We start from the raw sequence: 16,391 nt of genomic DNA on the forward strand, positions 1-16,391 counted from the left end.
ACGGCGACGGCATGAGCCGGTTCGTGGCGGACGTGGCGTCCATCCTCGAGGAGCCGGCGCTGCTGCTGGACTGAACCGGCGGGCCGCTGCGTTTCGTCTCGGTCGCTGCGCTCCCTCGCTCAACGACCGGGCACCGGGTGGGCGCAGCGCCCCCGCCGGTCGTTGAGCGAGCGAAGCGAGCCGAAACGCAGCGCCCCCCGCCGGTCGTTGAGCGAGCGCAGCACCCCCCGCCGGTCGTTGAGCGAGCGAAGCGAGCCGAAACGCAGCGACCCGGGGATCAGTCCAGGGCGGCGCTGACGTCGAGCAGGATGCCGGTCTGCAGCGCGTGCCACTCGGCGGTGTCCGGGTCGGGCCACGCCGACAGCTTCACGATCACCGAGTCGGACTTCGGGTCGAGCCACAGGTTCTGCCCGTGGATGCCGATGCCGCTCACGTTGCCGCGGTCGTTGCCCATGCACCACCACTGGCGGGTGTACGAGCCGTCCGGGAACGCCGTCGTGAACCCGGGGTCGGTCATCGCCGTGGTGCTGCCGCCGGCGAGGATCGCGTCCGTCCACGCGGACGACACGACCCGGCCGCCTGGCGCCATGCCCCGGTCGAGCACCGCCCGGCCGACGCGGGCGAGGTCGCGCGCGGTCGTGCACACGCCGCCGTTCGCGAAGCCGAAGCCGCTGCGGTCGACGGTGATGGCGGCATCCCGGTCCGCGCCGAGCTTGCTCCACAGGCGCGCGGAGAGCGCCTCGGAGTACCGGACGCCCGTGACGCGCTCGATGATCCAGGCCAGCACGTCGGTGTTGGCCGAACAGTACTGGAACCCGCCGACCCGCCCCGGGCCGCGCAGCGTCGTGAGGAACGCGTAGTCGTCGACCGGGTCGGTGGCGAGGCGCTCGCGCCAGCCGGCGGACCGGTCGTGGGTCTGCACCTCGCTCGTCGGGTCGGTGTACTCCTCGCGGTAGTCGATCGCGATCTGCATGTCGAGCACGTGCTGCACGGACGGTCCGTCGTAGACCGAGCCGGCGAGCTCCGGCACGTACTCGGTCACCGGGCGCCGCGGGTCGACGAGGCCGTCGTCGACGAGCGAGCCGAGCACGAGTCCGCACAGCGACTTCGACACGCTCATCAGCAGATGCAGCTGGTCGGGAGCGAAGCCCGGCCGATAGTGCTCGGCGACCACCTCGGTGCCGCGCAGCACGAGGAACGCGTCGGTGTACGACCGCTCCAGCCGGTCGGCGAGATCCGGCATCCCGAGGGCGGCGAGATCCGAGAACCCGGATGCCGGTGCCGGATGCCGCGAGACCGTCGCCATCGGCAGCAGCTCGGCGAGGTTGCTGAACGCCCAGCGGTTGTCGGGCGCCTCCTGCCACGAGCCGAGCGTGGGCCGGCCGGGTGCCGCGCCGGCGAAGCGCGGCGGGTGCGGGCCGGTGGCGGCGGGGTCGCTGGGGTCGATCATCGGGTCACTTCCTCGTGTGCGGGGTCTTGTCGGAGAGGGCGAGTGGGGAACTGGCGGCGGCGCCGAGCGGAGACTTCTGGATGACGGCGTACAGCACCGCTGAGACGATCATGCCGAGTTCCACGGAGAGGTCCACACCGTTCATCGCGGTCGAGATCGCCCCGCTCCACACCGTCGTCGACAGGCCGAGCGCCGTGGCGACGCCGCCGACGATCACGGCGGTCATGCCCGCCGCCGAGAATCCGCCGGTGTACCAGAAGCGCGCGCCACGGCGCTCGTCGAAGAGGTCCAGCCCGTCGTAGCGGTTGCGGCGCAGTGCGATGTCGGTGACGAACACGGCCATCGCCGGTCCCGTCACGATCACGAGGAACTGCAGCATGAGGTTCACGGCCTCGAGGAGACTCGTCGACAGGACGAGGTAGATCGTCAGGGCGGTGCCGATGGCGCCGACCACGACGGCCGACGGGATGCGGCGAATCGGGATGCCGATCGCCTGCAGGGCCATCGAGGAGCTGTAGACGGTCATGCCGTTGAGCGAGATCGTGTTGACCACGACGCCGATCACGAGGAAGACGCCGAGCCACGCGGGCAGCAGGTCGAGCAGGGCGACGTCGATGCCGGCATCCAGCTGCGTCCGGGTGACGCCCGTCGCCAGCAGCGCGCCGACGATCGTGAAGAACGCGCTCGGCACCGCGCCGCCGAACGCGGTGGCGGCGACGATGCGCGCGGGGCTCGCGCTCGCGGGCAGGTACCGAGCCAGGTCGGGGCTGTTCGAGTACGACAGGGGAGTGGAGGCGAGCAGCGTGATGCCGATCGTGACCGCGGCCCAGAGCGGGACGCCGTGCAGCTCCTGCGCCGGCCGGTAGGTCCAGTCCACGTGCGGCAGCACGAACGCGGTGACCGCGAGGAACACCACGAGCAGGAAGACCGTGACCCCCGTGTAGGCGCGCAGGATGAGTCCGTGGCCGTAGACCGCGACGACCACCGTGATCGCCGAGACGATCACCGTGACGGCGATCGGCCAGACGACCGGGTTCGTCAGCCCGATCCGCGCGAGCAGGTCGGCGCCCATGAACGACGACGCGAGCCAGTTCAGCGCGAGGAACACGGCCGAGATGAGCCAGCCGGTGAACGCCACCAGCACCCTGTTGCCGAGGATGCCGTACATCGCGCGGCTGATGACCGAGCCGGAGGTGCCGGCGGCGGGCCCGGCGATGGCCACGATGCCGGTGAAGATCCAGGGCAGCGATCCGACCAGGATGACGAGCACCGCCTGCCACAGCGTCAGGCCGAGCGTGATCATCGTGGCGCCGATCGTGAAGTTCAGCACGCTGACGTTCGGGGCGGCCCACACGAAGAAGAGATCGCGCGGACGACCGTGCCGGTCGGCCTCGGCGATGAGCTCGATTCCGCGGGTCTCGGGCTGGCCGGCGGAATCGACGAACACCTCGTCGTCGGTGGTGGTGGCGGTGCGGGTCAGGGACACGGGTTCCTCTCTTCCCGACATCCTCGCCGGGGTGCGAGCGTTATTGGTCGCTTGGCCAATGGCCTATTGGTCATTAGGTTAATAAGATGGATGCCATGATGTCAACCGCCGCGACCCGCACGCGCAAGCGCCCCGAGCAGCGCCGTGCCGAGATCCTCGACACCGCGGCCGGCATCGCGCTCGAAGAGGGCCTCGAACGCATCACGCTGCGCGCCGTCGCCGATCGGCTGAACGTCGCACCAGGCCTGATCAGCCACTACTTCCCGGTCGCCGACGACCTCGTGGTCGAGGCGTTCGCCGCCGCCGCGACCGCCGAGCGCGCCCAGCTGTTCGCGGCATCCGGCACGCCCATGGAGCGCCTCGCCCAGTTCATCGTGCGGGTCGAGGACGCGCGCTCCCGCGACATGACGCGGCTGTGGCTGAACGCGCGGCACCTGTCCCGGTTCCGGCCCGCGATCGGCGTGGCGCTCGCCGCGCAGGAGGAGCTCGACCGCGTGCAGCTGAGCGAGATCATCGACGCCGGAGTGGCGTCGGGTGACTTCCCGACGGCGGATCCGTTCGCCGCCTGCGTGCGCATCTTCATCGCCGTGGACGGCGTGGGCGGATATGTCAACGACGCGGCCTCATTCGAGCACCCCGCGTACGAGCACTTCGTGACGGATACCGCGGAGTGGGCCCTGGGAATGCCGCCCGGGGTGCTGCGTCAGGCGGTCGCGGAGCGGCGGTGATCGCGACCCTCGAGCCCGTCGCGGCTGAGGGGCGCGGCTGAGGCTCGCTCCCCCCCCTGCTCGGGGGTCACGATCTGCGGGTCGGAGCAGCAGATCGTGACACTTGAGTGGCGGGATGCTGCGTCTTGGTGCTCGCCGCGCGACCTCCACGCGTCGCTGAGGTGCCCTCCTGACCCTGCTCAAGGGTCACGATCTGCTGGTTCAACCAGCAGATCGTGACACTTGAACAGCAAAGGGGGCGGGACGGGACTGGGCGGAGCGGGCCGGGAAGGACGGGCGGGGAAACGAGGCGAGGCGCGGGTTTGAGAATGATTATCAATAGCCGTAGAGTGGAGGCATGCCCCGCCGGATGCTGCTGCTCGCCGCCCTCGTGGCATCCGCCGTCGCACTGGCCGGATGCAGTGCGACGGTGCCGGACGACGGGCGCATCCGCGTCACCGCGTCCACCGACGTGTACGGGCAGATCGCCGCGGCCGTCGGGGGCTCCGCCGTCAGTGTCACCGCCATCATCGACCGGCCGAGCGAGGACCCGCACGAGTTCGAGGTGAGTGCGGCCGACCAGCTCGCCGTCAACCGGGCGCAGCTGATCGTGCAGAACGGCGCCGGCTACGACCCGTTCATGCCGCAGCTGATCGCCGCCCGGCCGAAACCCGCCGTCCCTGTGCTGACTGCGGCGACCCTCTCGCCCGCCTGGCCGGGCGGGGGAGCGGATGCCACCCCCGACGGCTTCAACGAGCACGTGTTCTACGACCTCGGCACCATGAAGGCGCTCGCCTCCCGCATCGCCGCCGACCTCGGCCGGATCGACCCCGGCGGAAAGGCCGGCTTCGCCACCCGCCTGGCATCCTTCACCGCGGGGATCGACGCGCTGCAGGCCGAGCAGGCCACCCTCGAGTCGCGGCACGGCGGTGCCCAGATCTTCGTCACCGAGCCGCTGCCGCTCTATCTCACGCAGGGCGCGGGCCTGTACAACGCGACCCCGGCCGCCTTCAGCGAGGCCGTCGAGGCGGGCGACGACGTGCCCCCCTCGACGATGCTGCAGGCGACGCAGCTGCTGCGCGTGCGCGATGTGCGGGCGCTCATCGCCAACTCGCAGGCCGGCGGCCCGGAGACCACCGCGGTCATCGCGGAGGCGAAGACCCGCGGCATCCCCGTGCTGGAGTGGTCGGAGACCCTGCCGACCGGGCTCACCTATCTGCAATGGATGACGCGCAACCTCGACCAGCTGAAGGGAGCCCTGGGATGACCCCGGTGCTGTCGATCTCCGGTGCCGCGCTCGAGCGCGACGGCCGCGCGCTGTGGGAGGGGCTCGACCTCGATGTGCAGCCCGGCGAGCTCATCGCCGTGCTGGGGCCGAGCGGGTCGGGGAAGACCACCCTGCTGCGCGCCATCCTCGGTCTCGACAGGCTCTCGGCCGGCACCGTGACCGCTCTCGGCCAGCCGGTGCGCCGCGCCGGCAACCGTGCGATCGGGTACGTGCCGCAGCAGCGCCCGCTGCCCCGAGACACCGCGCTGCGCGGCCGGGACCTCGTGCAGCTCGGCGTCGACGGGCACCGCTTCGGGCTTCCCTTCCCGCGCCGCGGAACCCGCGCCCGGGTCGATGCGCTGCTCGGCGCGGTGGGCGCGTCCGGCTTCGGAGACCGGGATGCCGGCGTGCTCTCGGGCGGCGAGCAGCAGCGGCTGCGGGTCGCCCAGGCGCTCGCCGACGAGCCGCGCCTCGTGCTCTGCGACGAGCCGCTCACGAGTCTCGACCTGGCGAACCAGCAGGCGGTGGTCGCCCTCATCGACCGGCACCGCCGGGCGAAGGATGCCGGCATCCTCTTCGTCACCCACGACATCAACCCGGTGCTCGACAAGGTCGACCGCATCCTGTATCTCGCGAACGGGCAGTTCACCCTCGGCACGCCCGACGAGGTGCTCACCACCGAGGTGCTGAGCCGCCTCTACGGCGTGCCCGTCTTCGTGCTGCGCGCGGGCGGACGGCTGGTCGTGGTCGGCGCGCCGGATGCCGACGAACCCCACCTGCACCACGACGAGGAGTCCCGCGCATGAGCTGGTCGGACATCGCGAACGCCATGTTCGGCGGCATCGGCGAGTACGGGGCGATCCTGGGCCTCGTCGCGAACTCGGTGTGGGCGGGCGCCGTGCTCGGGCTCGTCGGCGGGCTCATCGGGGTGTTCGTGGTGCAGCGCGACATGGCCTTCGCGGTGCACGGCATCAGCGAGCTGTCGTTCGCCGGAGCCGCCGCCGCGCTGCTGTTCGGCTTCGACGTGGTGACCGGCTCGATCCTCGGGTCGCTGATCGCGGCCGTGATGATCGGCCTGCTCGGCTCCCGGGCGCGGGAGCGCAACTCGATCATCGGCGTGCTGATGCCGTTCGGCCTGGGCCTCGGCATCCTCTTCCTGTCGCTGTACAACGGACGCAGCGCGAACCGGTTCAGCCTGCTGACCGGCCAGATCGTGTCGGTGCAGAACGCCCAGCTCGGGTGGCTCGTCGGCATCTGCGCCGTCGTGCTGATCGCGCTGCTGCTGATCTGGCGGCCGCTGCGCTTCGACTCCCTCGACCCGCAGTCGGCGGCGGCGCGCGGCGTGCCGACCCGCACGGTGTCGCTCGTGTTCATGGTGCTGCTCGGACTCGTCGTCGCGGTCGCGGTGCACATCATCGGCGCGCTGCTCGTGCTCGCGCTGCTGGTGACGCCGGCCGCCGCCGCCTCGAGGGTGGCCACCGGCCCGCTGCTGCTGCCGGTGCTGGCCGCCGTCTTCGGCGTGGTCTCGGCGGTGGGCGGCATCCTGCTCGCCGTCGCCGGAACCCTTCCGGTGAGCCCGTACATCACGACGATCTCGTTCGTCATCTACCTGGTCTGCCGTGCCGTCGGCGCCCGGCGCGACCGCGTCGCCCGCAGCCTGGCCTGACGACGGATTCCGGTGGGCGTGCGCACCGCTGCCACCGCTCCCGGTCCCGGTCCAGGCAGCGCCGATAAACTCGCTGCCATGGCACAGCGCAACACCTGGCAGCGCGAGCGCGTGCGCGAGGCGCTCGCCGATGCGCCGGGGTTCGTGAGCGCGCAGACCCTGCACGCGACCCTGCGCGACGCCAACACGGGCATCGGCCTCGCCACCGTCTACCGGGCGCTGTCCGGGCTCGCCGCCCAGGGCGACGCCGATACGCTGCACAGCCCCGAGGGCGAGGCGCTGTACCGCGCCTGCGAGTCGAGCGGTCACCACCACCACCTCATCTGCCGTTCCTGCGGCACCGCGGTGGAGATCGCGGCCACCGACGTCGAGCAGTGGGCGCGGCAGACGGCCGCCGCGCACGGATTCACCGAGGCCGAGCACGTCGTCGACATCTTCGGCCTGTGTGCCGCCTGCACCGCCGAGCGCGCCGCGGCCGCTCGCGCGCGGGACGCCCACTGACGACATGACGGCTCCGTCTCGTCTCGGTGCGCCGCGCACGCGCCGCGACGACCCCGCGAGCACGCGTCCCCAGCCCGCATCGGCGAAGCTGCGGCAGTACCGCGTCACCCGCACCCCGCCGGACAGGCCCGCGGTGCCGCGCTGGGCCGTGGGGCTGGGCCTCGGCATCCTGCTGCTCGCGCTCGCCTTCGCGGTGAACCTGCTCGCGCCGGCCGCCATGCCGGCGCTGCCCACCCGGGTGCAGGACGGCCTGACCCTCTCGATCAGTGTGCTGCTCGAGTCCCTGCCGTTCGTCGCGATCGGCGTCGTGCTGTCGATCGTGGTGCAGGTGTGGGTGCCGCCGGGCGCCATCGAGCGGATGCTGCCGCGTGCTCCCTGGGCGCGACGGGCCGTGCTGTCGCTGCTCGGCATGATCGTTCCGGTGTGCGAGTGCGGCAACGTGCCGTTCGCCCGCGGACTGCTGATGCGCGGCATCAGCGTGCCCGAGACCCTGACGTTCCTGGTGGCCGCCCCGATCGTCAACCCGATCGTGATCATCACGACGTACCAGGCGTTCGGATTCTCGGACGGCATCCTCGTCTCGCGACTGGTGGGCGGCTACCTGATCGCGAACCTGATCGGCTGGGTGTACAGCCGTCATCCCGACCCGGATGCGCTGCTGACGCGCCGGTTCCTCGACACCTGCGACGTCGTCACGCACGAACCGGGCGGCCGGTGGACGCGCAGCCTCGCCCAGTTCATCGTCGAGCTGCGCGCCGTGATGCCGGCCCTCATCATCGGCTCCGCGGTCGCCGGCGCGGTGCAGGTGCTCATCCCGCGCGATGCGCTGCTCGCGATCGGCTCGAGCCCGGTGCTCTCGATCGTCGCGATGGTGCTCCTCGCGATGATCGTCTCGATCTGCTCCAACGTGGACGCCTTCTTCGCCCTGTCGTTCGCGTCGACGTTCACGCCCGGGTCGATCGTCGCGCTGCTCATCGTCGGGCCGCTCGTCGACGTCAAGATGCTCGCCCTGCTGCGCACCACCTTCACGGCGCGGGTGCTCGCCGGCATGGTGGTGCTCGTGGTGCTGGCCGCGTTCGCGATCGCGGTGGGGGTGAACCTCGTTGCGTAGGGCGTGGGTCGGCTACCGGTGGCTGGGCACGGGCCTCGCCGCGCTGCTCGCCGTCGCCACCCTGACGCTCTGGGCCACCGGCCGGCTCGCGCTGTACCTCAACCCGTCGTCGGACTGGCTCGCCGTGCCGATGGCGGTGCTGCTGCTCGTCGGCGCGGTGCTGAGCTTCCTGCTTCCCCTCGGCGCGGAGGCCGACCACGGCCACGACCACGGCGATCAGGATGCCGCCCACGCCCACGCCCACGCCCACGGGCACGACCACGACCACGGGCACGACGCGCCCCGTCGCGCCCGCGTGCTCGCGGTGACCGGCGGGGTCGCGGCATCCGTCGTCGCCGCCGGGGTGCTGCTGTGGCCGCCGGCATCCCTCTCCGCCGACATCGCGCAGACCCGCAGCACGGGATCGGCGCCGCTGTTCGCCGGCGCGGACGTCGTGCAGCTCGCCTCGCACGGCGACACGTCGACGTTCGGCGTCGGCGACTGGGCGAGCGTGTTCGCCACCGCGACGAACCCCGACGCGTTCGAGGGCGACGCGGTCACCCTCATCGGCTTCGTCACGCCCGGGTCGGGCGGCACGTTCGGGCTCACCCGGCTCGTCATCACGCACTGTGTCATCGACGCGCAGACCGCGCGGGTGCCGGTGAGCGCGACCCTTCCCACGCGCGGACTGAAGACCGGACAGTGGGTGCGCGTCTCGGGCGTCGTGCGCACCACGGCGGCCGGCGGCCTCGAGGTGGATGCCCGGTCGGTGCGCACCATCGCGCAGCCGAAGGACCCGTATGAGTACTGACGGGAGCCGCTCGCGCACCGCCGCGCGCCGGCGCCGGCGCGGACGCGCGTTCCTCGGCACGCTCGCGGTGGTGGCGGCCGTGCTCGGCACCCTGGGCCTCGTCGGCGCCGTCGTGGGAGGGTCCCAGGGGCCGCGGGTGACCGCCGTGCAGGTCGACCCGCAGGCGGCGGTCGCGGCATCCGGATCCCGGCTCATCGTGACCACCAACCAGTCGCTCGAGAAGATCCGGCCGGGGCAGGTGCAGGTCACCCCCGCGGCCGCCTTCACCGTGGACACGTCGGGCCGCAGCGCCGGGGTGCGTTTCACCCTGCCGCTGCACGAGGACACGCGGTACAGCGTGCGGCTGCGGGACGTCGCGGGCCTCGGCGGGGGACCGGTCACGACGATCACGGAGACGTTCCGCACGCCGCGCCTCGAACTGTACGTGCTGCGCCGCGGCCCCGGGGTCGACACGATCTATCGCACGAACCTCGCGAACGACACCCTCACCGCGGTGTACCGGCATCCGCACATCGAGGACTTCCGGGCCACGAGCGACCACCTCGTCGTGTCGGTGGTGGATGCCGCGCAGCACGCGCAGCTGCTGGTCACCGACCTCGACGGAGCCCACGCCCGGTCGCTGCGCCTGCCCGGCGTCGGCAACGTCACCAACCTGCAGAGCGCCGACCGCGGCGACCTGATCGGCTACGAGTGGACCGATGCGGTGCTCGGCACGCCGACGAGCCGGGAGAACGCGCTGTACACCATCTCGCTGCGCGCGCCCGCCGGCACGGCACCCTCCCGGGTCGCCGTGCCGGGCAAGGACCCGCGCGTGTCGGACTGGCGCTTCGTGCCCGATACCGACGCGATCCTCGTGCTGCCGTACACCGGACGGATGCTGCTCACCGCCTCCACGGGCAAGGACGCCACCGACCTCGGCGCGGGCGTCGACATCGAGGGCATCGCGCGCGGGTCGTCGGTGGCCGTGGTGCAGCGCGCCGACGGGCTGTTCGCCATCGACCTCACCACCGGCACACAGCATCCGCTGTCCCAGGCGAAGGATGCCGCGGGCCGCCTCATCCCGGGAAGCGAGGGGCACGTGACCCCGATCCCCGGCATCGGGGCGGGCACCGTGCGGCTGTTCACGATCCTCGGCACGGGCGACATCGAGGAGGGGACCACCGCGTACCGCGTCACCGACGCGGGCACGGCGACCCCGATCTTCCACGTGCCGGGCACGGATGCCGTGATGCAGACGTGCGTGTCGCCGAGCGCCCGCTACGCCGCCATCCTCGTCGACCCGGATGTCGTGAAGGACACCTTCGACACCTACCTGATGCCCATGCCCAAGCACCTCGAGACGCACATCGTCGAGCTCGCGACCGGCCGCGAGGTGCGCCGGTACCGCGGCTTCGCCGCATCCTGGTGCCAGCTGTCGCCGGTGGCGTTCCAGTGAGCGCGGAGTCGTTGGTGCCCGCGAGCCGCGAGGCGCTGCGCGGGCTGCCGCTCGAGGTCGCACCCCGGCTGCTGGGCGGGATGCTGCGGGTCACGGCGTGCGGCACCACAGTGGCGGTGCGCCTCACCGAGGTCGAGGCGTACCACGGGCAGGGCACGGGCGACCGGCCCGACCCCGGATCGCACGCCCGCATGGGGCGCACCGCGCGCAACGCCACGATGTGGGGCGAGTGCGGTCACCTGTACGTGTACCTCAGCCACGGCATCCACTCCTGCGTCAATGTCGTCGCGGGGCCGGTGGGCTCCGCCGGCGGAATCCTGCTGCGCGCCGGCGAGATCGTCGAGGGCGTCCCGGCGGCGTTCGACCGGCGTCCGGCTGCGCGGACCCCGCGGGACCTCGCGCGGGGACCGGGACGCCTCGGGGATGCCATCGGGCTGCGGCATCCCCTGCACGACGGCATCGACGCGATCACCGGCGCGGAGCAGGCAGGGGCCTCAGCCCGGCTGTTCCTGCCCGCCGGGCCGGTGCCCGGCATCCGGAGCGGCCCGCGCGTCGGCGTCGCGGGTCTCGCGGGGACGGACGCCTACCCGTGGCGGTTCTGGCTCGACGGGGACCCCACCGTGTCCGCGTTCCGCTGGGGCCGCGGGGCGCAGGATGCCGCCGTCGGGGGCGCGGATCAGTCCGTGCTAGACTGACTCTTTGTCTGCGCGCACTCCAGCACGCAGTTCGTACCCCCGCGAATCATCGGCCCGGAAACGGGTCGGTTTCCGTGGGTGCAGACAAGGGATCTTGGGTGCGACCGTCCGGTCGCACGGTATTAAGGAGTTCACCAATGGCAGCAGTGTGCCAGGTGACCGGAGCGGTTCCCGGCTTCGGTCACAGCATCTCGCACTCGCACCGCCGGACGAAGCGCCGCTTCGACCCGAACGTGCAGAAGAAGACCTACTTCGTGCCCTCGCTCGGCCGTAAGGTCACCCTGAACGTGTCCGCCAAGGGCATCAAGGTGATCGACGCGCGCGGTATCGAGTCGGTCGTGAAGGACCTGATCGCGAAGGGTGTGAAGCTCTGATGGCCAAGAAGGCACAGGACATCCGTCCGATCATCAAGCTGCGTTCGACTGCAGGCACGGGCTACACGTACGTGACCAAGAAGAACCGCCGCAACAACCCCGACCGCATCGTGCTCAAGAAGTACGACCCCGTCGTGCGCAAGCACGTCGAATTCCGAGAGGAGCGCTGACCTATGGCGAAGAAGAGCAAGATCGCTCGCAACAAGCAGCGCGAGGTCGTCGTCGAGCGCTACGCCGCGAAGCGTGCCGAGCTGAAGAAGCAGCTCATCGACCCGAACGCGACCGACGAGCAGCGCGAGGCCGCTCGCGTCGGCCTGCAGAAGCTGCCGCGCAACGCGTCGCCGGTGCGCCTGCGCAGCCGTGACGCCATCGACGGCCGCCCCCGTGGCGTGCTGACGAAGTTCGGCATCTCCCGTGTGCGCTTCCGCGACATGGCCCACCGCGGCGAGCTGCCCGGTGTGACCAAGTCGAGCTGGTGAGACGTCGACACGCACTCGAGCTGGTGAGACACCGACAGACGCTGTCGAGCAAGCACCACGGCCGGCATCCCTTCGGGGATGCCGGCCTCTCGCATTTCCGGGACAGGATGCCGGCCGCGCGGGGCGGAATCCGGGTACGAGCGGAGGAGATGCGACGGGCGGAGGACCGAACGGTGCGCCGGCATCCTCCCCTCGTCGCATCTCCTCCGCTGGTGACGGTTCCGGCGGTATCCGCACATGGAGGCCGGCCGCGCGAGGACGTCACACCCGTCACATCCGTCACTCCAGCACCCGCAACACGCCGCGCAGATGGGGTGAAGCGGCCCGAATTCCGCGGAATTCCGCGGTTTCTTGGTATGTTCGTCGCGGTCGCATCGACCAGCCGGGGGGTAATCAGCACCCTGGTCACCGACGAGAAGGTGGGCTCGCCCACCTGGAGGACAACCCACATGGCCGACAAGTCCATCACCAAGACCGAACTCGTTGCGAGCATCGCCAGCGCGACCGGCCAGAGCCAGAGCACCGTCTCGGGCGTGCTCGACGCGCTGTTCGGCACCGTCGCCGAGGCCGTCGCCGCCGGCAACAAGGTCTCGATCCCGGGCTGGATCGCGTTCGAGCAGGTCGCCACCGCCGCACGCACCGGCCGCAACCCGCAGACCGGCGAGGAGATCCAGATCGCTGCGGGCACGCGCGTCAAGGTCACCGCGGGCTCGAAGCTCAAGGCCGCGGTCAAGTAAGACCCGACCGAAGGGGGGATGCCCGGGCCCTGCGCCCCGGCATCCCCCCTTCGTCATGCCCGGCCCCGCCCGGCGCTGCCTCTGGGCGAGGGTCCAGCGAGCACGATCTACGCTTGGGTGGTGAACTCCCGTGCGCTGCGGATCGTCGGCCCCACGATCCTGGTGGCCGCCGCGCTCATCGCCGCAGCGGTCGCGCTCACGTACGGCGGCGGCGCCGCGCGGCTCCCGCTCGGCGACCCCGGCCCGTTCGTGCGCACCGGCGTGCCGATCGCGACGCTGCTCGTCGACCTCTCGGCGGCCGGCATGGTCGGCACCCTCATCACGGCGCTGTTCGCCCTCGAGCAGGGGTCGAAGCCGTGGGAGACCGCGCTGAACACGGCATCCGTCTCCGCGGCCGTGTTCACCCTCTCGAGCGCCACCGTCGCGTATCTCGCCTTCCTCAACTTCTCCAACGCCCAGGTCACGCTGCAGGCCTCGTTCGGGCAGCAGCTGGGCAACTGGCTCACCACCACCGAACTCGGCCAGTCGTGGCTCATCACCACGATCGCCGGCGCATGCCTCACGATCCTCACCTTCGCGGTGCGCGGCTGGACCAGCACGCTGATCGTGGCGGGGCTCGCGGCGGCATCCCTCATCCCGATGGGCACGCAGGGCCACTCCGGGGAGCTGGCCAGCCACAACATCGCGGTCACTTCGCTGATCCTGCACCTCATCGGCGCGGCCACCTGGGTGGGAGGCCTGCTGCTCATGGTGCTGGTGCGCCCCGCGCTGTCCCGCGAGAAGATGGCCGACGCCCTCGGCCGCTACTCGTCGATCGCCCTGTGCGCGTTCGTCGTGGTCGCGATCTCGGGCATCGGCCGCGCGATCATCAGCCTCGGCGGGTGGGGCGGCTTCGCGTCGCCGTACGGGGTCATCCTGCTGGTCAAGATCGTCATGCTGTGCGCTCTCGGCGCCCTCGGCGCGCTGTACCGCACGCGGCTCATCGCGAAGCTCCGCGAAGCGGCCAGCGCCCGCCGTTTCTGGGGCCTCATCACCCTCGAACTCGTGTTCATGGGCATCGCAAGCGGGGCGGGCGCCGCGCTCGCGGTCACGCCGCCGCCGAACAACGAGACCGTCGCGATCGCGCAGACCCCGGCCGAGATCCTCACGAACGCGCCGCTGCCGCCCGAGCTGACCGTGGTGCGGTGGTTCACCGAGTGGAACATCGACCTGCTGTGGCTGCTGGCGTGCGGCTTCGCCCTCGTCTTCTACTACGCCGGCGTGTGGCGCCTGCACCGCCGCGGAGACAAGTGGCCGATCTACCGCACCGTGCTGTGGACCCTCGGCGTCCTGCTGCTGTTCTGGGTGACCTGCGGGCCGGTCAACGCGTACTCCGAGTACCTGTTCTCGATGCACATGGTCGGGCACATGCTGCTGACCATGGCGATCCCGCTGCTGCTGGTGCCCGGCGCGCCGGTGTCGCTGGCCGCCCGCGCCATCCGCAAGCGCCGCGACGGCACCCGCGGCGGCCGCGAGTGGATCCTGTGGGCGGTGCACACGCCGTTCGCGCGGGTCATCACCAACCCGTACATCGCGGCCGCGCTGTTCATCGGGTCGCTCTGGATCTTCTACTACACGGGCCTGTTCCGCTGGTCGCTGTACGACCACCTGGGGCACGAGTGGATGACGGTGCACTTCCTCATCACCGGGTACCTGTTCGTGCAGTCGCTCATCGGGATCGACCCGGTGCCGTTCCGGCTGCCGTACCCGTTCCGCCTGCTGACGCTCATCGCGGTGATGGCGATCCACGCGTTCTTCGGCATCGCGATCATGATGCAGACCGGACTCATGGTGGCCGAGTGGTTCGGCTCGATGGGCCGCACGTGGGGGCCGACGCCGCTCAACGACCAGTACATCGGCGGCGGCGCGGCCTGGTCGATCGGCGAGATCCCGACCCTCGTGCTCGCGGTCACCGTCGCGATCCAGTGGAGCCGCAACGACGACAAGCTGCAGAAGCGGCGCGACCGGCAGGTCGACCGGTCCGGGGACGCCGAGCTGGAGGCCTACAACGCCCAGCTCGCCCAGCTCGCGGCCCGGGACGCCCGCCGGGGCTGATCCCGGCGGCGGGTGCGGGGCCCGGGGGCTGGGCTGGGCGGGGCCGGGCTGGGGCGCTTGGGTGCGGGGTCAGTCGTTCGGGGGAGCGGTGATGCGGATGGATGCCGCACCGCTGCCATCGATCGTGACTGTGCCGGTGATCCCGAACGGCACGTTCTCGCTCACCGTGTGCAGCGATCCGTCGAAGATCGACTGGGTCGGGACGGTGAGGTGCGCGGTGGCGTGCGCGGGGCGGATGTCCCAGCCCTCGCCGTCGGGGATCAGCGTGACGACCGGCTGGGTGACGATCGACCAGGACGGCGCGGCCGTCAGCCGGTCGTCGACCTGCGTGCCGAACGGGCACGCCGTCGGCTGCAGCACCGGCTGCTTCGCGCACGCGTCGAGGAACTCGTCCACGCGCGTCTGCACGACCGACAGGAACTCGGCGGTGGGAACGGCCTGCACGTCGAGCGCGGTGCGCTGGAACAGGGTGTCCGACAGCAGCGCCTTGGGCCGCGAGGTCATCGCGTTCGTGTCGACCCGCACCGAGTACAGGCCGGGGGAGAAGACGAGCAGGTGCACCGGCTCGGCGAGGTCCGCCTTGACGCCCGCGGGGGATGCCTGCCGCTTGTCGAGGGTGAAGCCGTTCACCTCGAACGTCGCCGACCCGTGCACGGTCAGATCGATCACCGCGAGCGGGCTGCGCGCGAACCGCCAGGCCGGCGCGACGCCGATCCAGCCGTCGCGGGCGACGGCGAACGTCGTGCGGCCGGCATACGACCCGGCCCGGTACGACACGGTGACGTCGGTCTCGTCGCCGACCGTGCGCTGCGACACCACGCGGATATCGGTGAGGGATGCCAGCGCCTCCCGCCGCAGCAGGGCGTCCGAAGCATCCTCGGGCAGTCCGGCCGCGGCCAGCCGGCTGCGGTCGACGGCGACGCCGGGCACTGCGAGGGCCTCGACCGCGTGGCCCGACGCGAGCAGCTGCAGGTAGTGGGTGACGAACGCGGCCGGCCCGTACAGGGTGCGGTACACGAGGATGCCGCCCGCGATCGTGGCCGCGACGACCACCGCGATCAGCCCCCCGATCACGGTCAGATCCCGCACCAGATGCGGTCGTGAGACCCCCGCACGCACGCGCCAAGTCTGGCATGGGGCACCTGGGAGGAGCCCGGCGACGGGCCTCATCCGCGGCACGCCTCCCCGGCATCCCGCCCCGGCATCCCGCCCCGGCATCCTGCCCCGGCATCCTGCTGGTTGTTCAAGGGTCACGTTCTGTGGGTGAGACCAGCAGAATGTGACCCTCGAACAGTCGGGGGTGCGGGCGCAGGGCGCCGCAGGCGGGTTCAAGGGTCACGTCTTGCGGGTGGCACCAGCAGAACGTGACCCTTGAACAGTGGGGAGTGCGCGAGCCTGGCCCACATGCTCGAGCCGGCCCTGCCCCGGGACGCGGCCGGAACCCGCCCTGGCATCGCGAGTCGGCGTCCTGCCGGTTGTTCAAGGGTCACGTTCTGTCGGTGGGACCCGCAGAACGTGACCCTTGAACGGGAGAGGGGGTCGAGGCGCGGAGGCGCGGGCTGGCCTGCGGGGACGGGCCTGCGGGGACGGGCGCGCGGG

General features: G+C 71.5%; 17 protein-coding genes. 14 read left to right on the forward strand and 3 right to left on the reverse strand.

Annotation, left to right across the window (positions count from 1 at the left end):
• Positions 1 to 277 precede the first annotated feature (277 nt).
• Together VJR25_RS04900 and VJR25_RS04905 are read right to left on the reverse strand one after the other, a co-directional pair.
• Complete coding sequence (locus tag VJR25_RS04900; protein ID WP_324113112.1) at positions 278 to 1,450, reverse strand: serine hydrolase; 1,173 nt, start codon at positions 1,448 to 1,450, stop codon at positions 278 to 280.
• Between the two features lie 4 nt (positions 1,451 to 1,454).
• Positions 1,455 to 2,930 carry a purine-cytosine permease family protein gene (locus VJR25_RS04905; RefSeq protein ID WP_324113142.1) on the reverse strand — a complete coding sequence of 492 codons (1,476 nt, stop codon included), beginning with the start codon at positions 2,928 to 2,930 and terminating at the stop codon, positions 1,455 to 1,457.
• A 101-nt stretch (positions 2,931 to 3,031) separates the two neighbouring features.
• Between VJR25_RS04905 and VJR25_RS04910 the strand changes: the two genes are divergently transcribed.
• The 14 genes from VJR25_RS04910 (at position 3,032) to VJR25_RS04975 (ending at position 14,792) form a co-directional block, all read left to right on the forward strand.
• Positions 3,032 to 3,664, forward strand: a complete 633-nt coding sequence (locus VJR25_RS04910; protein ID WP_324113115.1) for a TetR/AcrR family transcriptional regulator — start codon at positions 3,032 to 3,034, stop codon at positions 3,662 to 3,664.
• A gap of 337 nt (positions 3,665 to 4,001) precedes the next feature.
• A complete protein-coding gene (locus VJR25_RS04915) occupies positions 4,002 to 4,910 on the forward strand; it encodes a metal ABC transporter solute-binding protein, Zn/Mn family (RefSeq protein ID WP_324113117.1) in 909 nt (302 codons plus the stop codon).
• Positions 4,907 to 5,716, forward strand: coding sequence for a metal ABC transporter ATP-binding protein (locus VJR25_RS04920; protein ID WP_324113119.1), 810 nt, complete (start codon positions 4,907 to 4,909; stop codon positions 5,714 to 5,716). The genes VJR25_RS04915 and VJR25_RS04920 overlap by 4 nt, the downstream gene beginning before the upstream one ends.
• Positions 5,713 to 6,576 (forward strand): metal ABC transporter permease, encoded by an 864-nt coding sequence (locus VJR25_RS04925; protein WP_324113121.1) that lies wholly within the window; start codon positions 5,713 to 5,715, stop codon positions 6,574 to 6,576. The genes VJR25_RS04920 and VJR25_RS04925 overlap by 4 nt, the downstream gene beginning before the upstream one ends.
• A 78-nt stretch (positions 6,577 to 6,654) precedes the next feature.
• A complete protein-coding gene (locus VJR25_RS04930) occupies positions 6,655 to 7,077 on the forward strand; it encodes a transcriptional repressor (RefSeq protein ID WP_324113123.1) in 423 nt (140 codons plus the stop codon).
• Positions 7,078 to 7,081: 4 nt separating this feature from the next.
• Positions 7,082 to 8,188: a permease gene (locus VJR25_RS04935; protein ID WP_324113125.1), complete on the forward strand. Its 1,107-nt coding sequence runs from the start codon at positions 7,082 to 7,084 to the stop codon at positions 8,186 to 8,188.
• Positions 8,181 to 8,978, forward strand: coding sequence for a TIGR03943 family putative permease subunit (locus tag VJR25_RS04940; protein ID WP_324113127.1), 798 nt, complete (start codon positions 8,181 to 8,183; stop codon positions 8,976 to 8,978). The genes VJR25_RS04935 and VJR25_RS04940 overlap by 8 nt, the downstream gene beginning before the upstream one ends.
• Positions 8,968 to 10,413: a hypothetical protein gene (locus VJR25_RS04945; protein WP_324113129.1), complete on the forward strand. Its 1,446-nt coding sequence runs from the start codon at positions 8,968 to 8,970 to the stop codon at positions 10,411 to 10,413. Before VJR25_RS04940 ends, VJR25_RS04945 begins: the two co-directional genes overlap by 11 nt.
• An 11-nt stretch (positions 10,414 to 10,424) precedes the next feature.
• On the forward strand, positions 10,425 to 11,108 hold the full coding sequence (locus VJR25_RS04950) for a DNA-3-methyladenine glycosylase (RefSeq protein ID WP_324113145.1): 684 nt from the start codon (positions 10,425 to 10,427) through the stop codon (positions 11,106 to 11,108).
• Positions 11,109 to 11,245: 137 nt separating this feature from the next.
• The gene (gene rpmB, locus VJR25_RS04955; protein WP_324113131.1) at positions 11,246 to 11,482 is read left to right on the forward strand and encodes a 50S ribosomal protein L28; all 237 of its coding nucleotides are present in this window, start codon (positions 11,246 to 11,248) and stop codon (positions 11,480 to 11,482) included.
• A complete protein-coding gene (rpmG, locus tag VJR25_RS04960; protein ID WP_039402458.1) occupies positions 11,482 to 11,652 on the forward strand; it encodes a 50S ribosomal protein L33 in 171 nt (56 codons plus the stop codon). Before rpmB ends, rpmG begins: the two co-directional genes overlap by 1 nt.
• A 3-nt stretch (positions 11,653 to 11,655) precedes the next feature.
• A complete protein-coding gene (rpsN, locus tag VJR25_RS04965; protein WP_324113134.1) occupies positions 11,656 to 11,961 on the forward strand; it encodes a 30S ribosomal protein S14 in 306 nt (101 codons plus the stop codon).
• 449 nt (positions 11,962 to 12,410) lie between these two features.
• Positions 12,411 to 12,698 (forward strand): HU family DNA-binding protein, encoded by a 288-nt coding sequence (locus tag VJR25_RS04970; protein WP_039402651.1) that lies wholly within the window; start codon positions 12,411 to 12,413, stop codon positions 12,696 to 12,698.
• A gap of 120 nt (positions 12,699 to 12,818) precedes the next feature.
• On the forward strand, positions 12,819 to 14,792 hold the full coding sequence (locus tag VJR25_RS04975) for a cytochrome c oxidase assembly protein (RefSeq protein WP_324113136.1): 1,974 nt from the start codon (positions 12,819 to 12,821) through the stop codon (positions 14,790 to 14,792).
• A 69-nt stretch (positions 14,793 to 14,861) separates the two neighbouring features.
• Here VJR25_RS04975 and VJR25_RS04980 read toward each other — a convergent pair whose 3' ends face one another.
• Positions 14,862 to 15,911, reverse strand: a complete 1,050-nt coding sequence (locus VJR25_RS04980) for a hypothetical protein (protein ID WP_324113138.1) — start codon at positions 15,909 to 15,911, stop codon at positions 14,862 to 14,864.
• Positions 15,912 to 16,391: the final 480 nt, after the last annotated feature.

The sequence above is a fragment of the Microbacterium sp. genome (assembly GCF_035277845.1).
Taxonomy (GTDB): Bacteria; Actinomycetota; Actinomycetes; order Actinomycetales; family Microbacteriaceae; genus Microbacterium.

Excerpts from the sequence above, each read along its gene's own strand:
- VJR25_RS04935 (WP_324113125.1), top strand. The coding sequence starts at position 7,082 with ATGACGGCTCCGTCTCGTCTCGGTGCGCCGCGCACGCGCCGCGACGAC.
- rpmG (WP_039402458.1), top strand. The coding sequence starts at position 11,482 with ATGGCCAAGAAGGCACAGGACATCCGTCCGATCATCAAGCTGCGTTCG.
- VJR25_RS04925 (WP_324113121.1), top strand. The coding sequence starts at position 5,713 with ATGAGCTGGTCGGACATCGCGAACGCCATGTTCGGCGGCATCGGCGAG.
- VJR25_RS04915 (WP_324113117.1), top strand. The coding sequence starts at position 4,002 with ATGCCCCGCCGGATGCTGCTGCTCGCCGCCCTCGTGGCATCCGCCGTC.
- rpsN (WP_324113134.1), top strand. The coding sequence starts at position 11,656 with ATGGCGAAGAAGAGCAAGATCGCTCGCAACAAGCAGCGCGAGGTCGTC.
- VJR25_RS04970 (WP_039402651.1), top strand. The coding sequence starts at position 12,411 with ATGGCCGACAAGTCCATCACCAAGACCGAACTCGTTGCGAGCATCGCC.
- VJR25_RS04910 (WP_324113115.1), top strand. The coding sequence starts at position 3,032 with ATGATGTCAACCGCCGCGACCCGCACGCGCAAGCGCCCCGAGCAGCGC.
- VJR25_RS04900 (WP_324113112.1), bottom strand. The coding sequence starts at position 1,450 with ATGATCGACCCCAGCGACCCCGCCGCCACCGGCCCGCACCCGCCGCGC.
- VJR25_RS04945 (WP_324113129.1), top strand. The coding sequence starts at position 8,968 with ATGAGTACTGACGGGAGCCGCTCGCGCACCGCCGCGCGCCGGCGCCGG.
- rpmB (WP_324113131.1), top strand. The coding sequence starts at position 11,246 with ATGGCAGCAGTGTGCCAGGTGACCGGAGCGGTTCCCGGCTTCGGTCAC.
- VJR25_RS04920 (WP_324113119.1), top strand. The coding sequence starts at position 4,907 with ATGACCCCGGTGCTGTCGATCTCCGGTGCCGCGCTCGAGCGCGACGGC.
- VJR25_RS04930 (WP_324113123.1), top strand. The coding sequence starts at position 6,655 with ATGGCACAGCGCAACACCTGGCAGCGCGAGCGCGTGCGCGAGGCGCTC.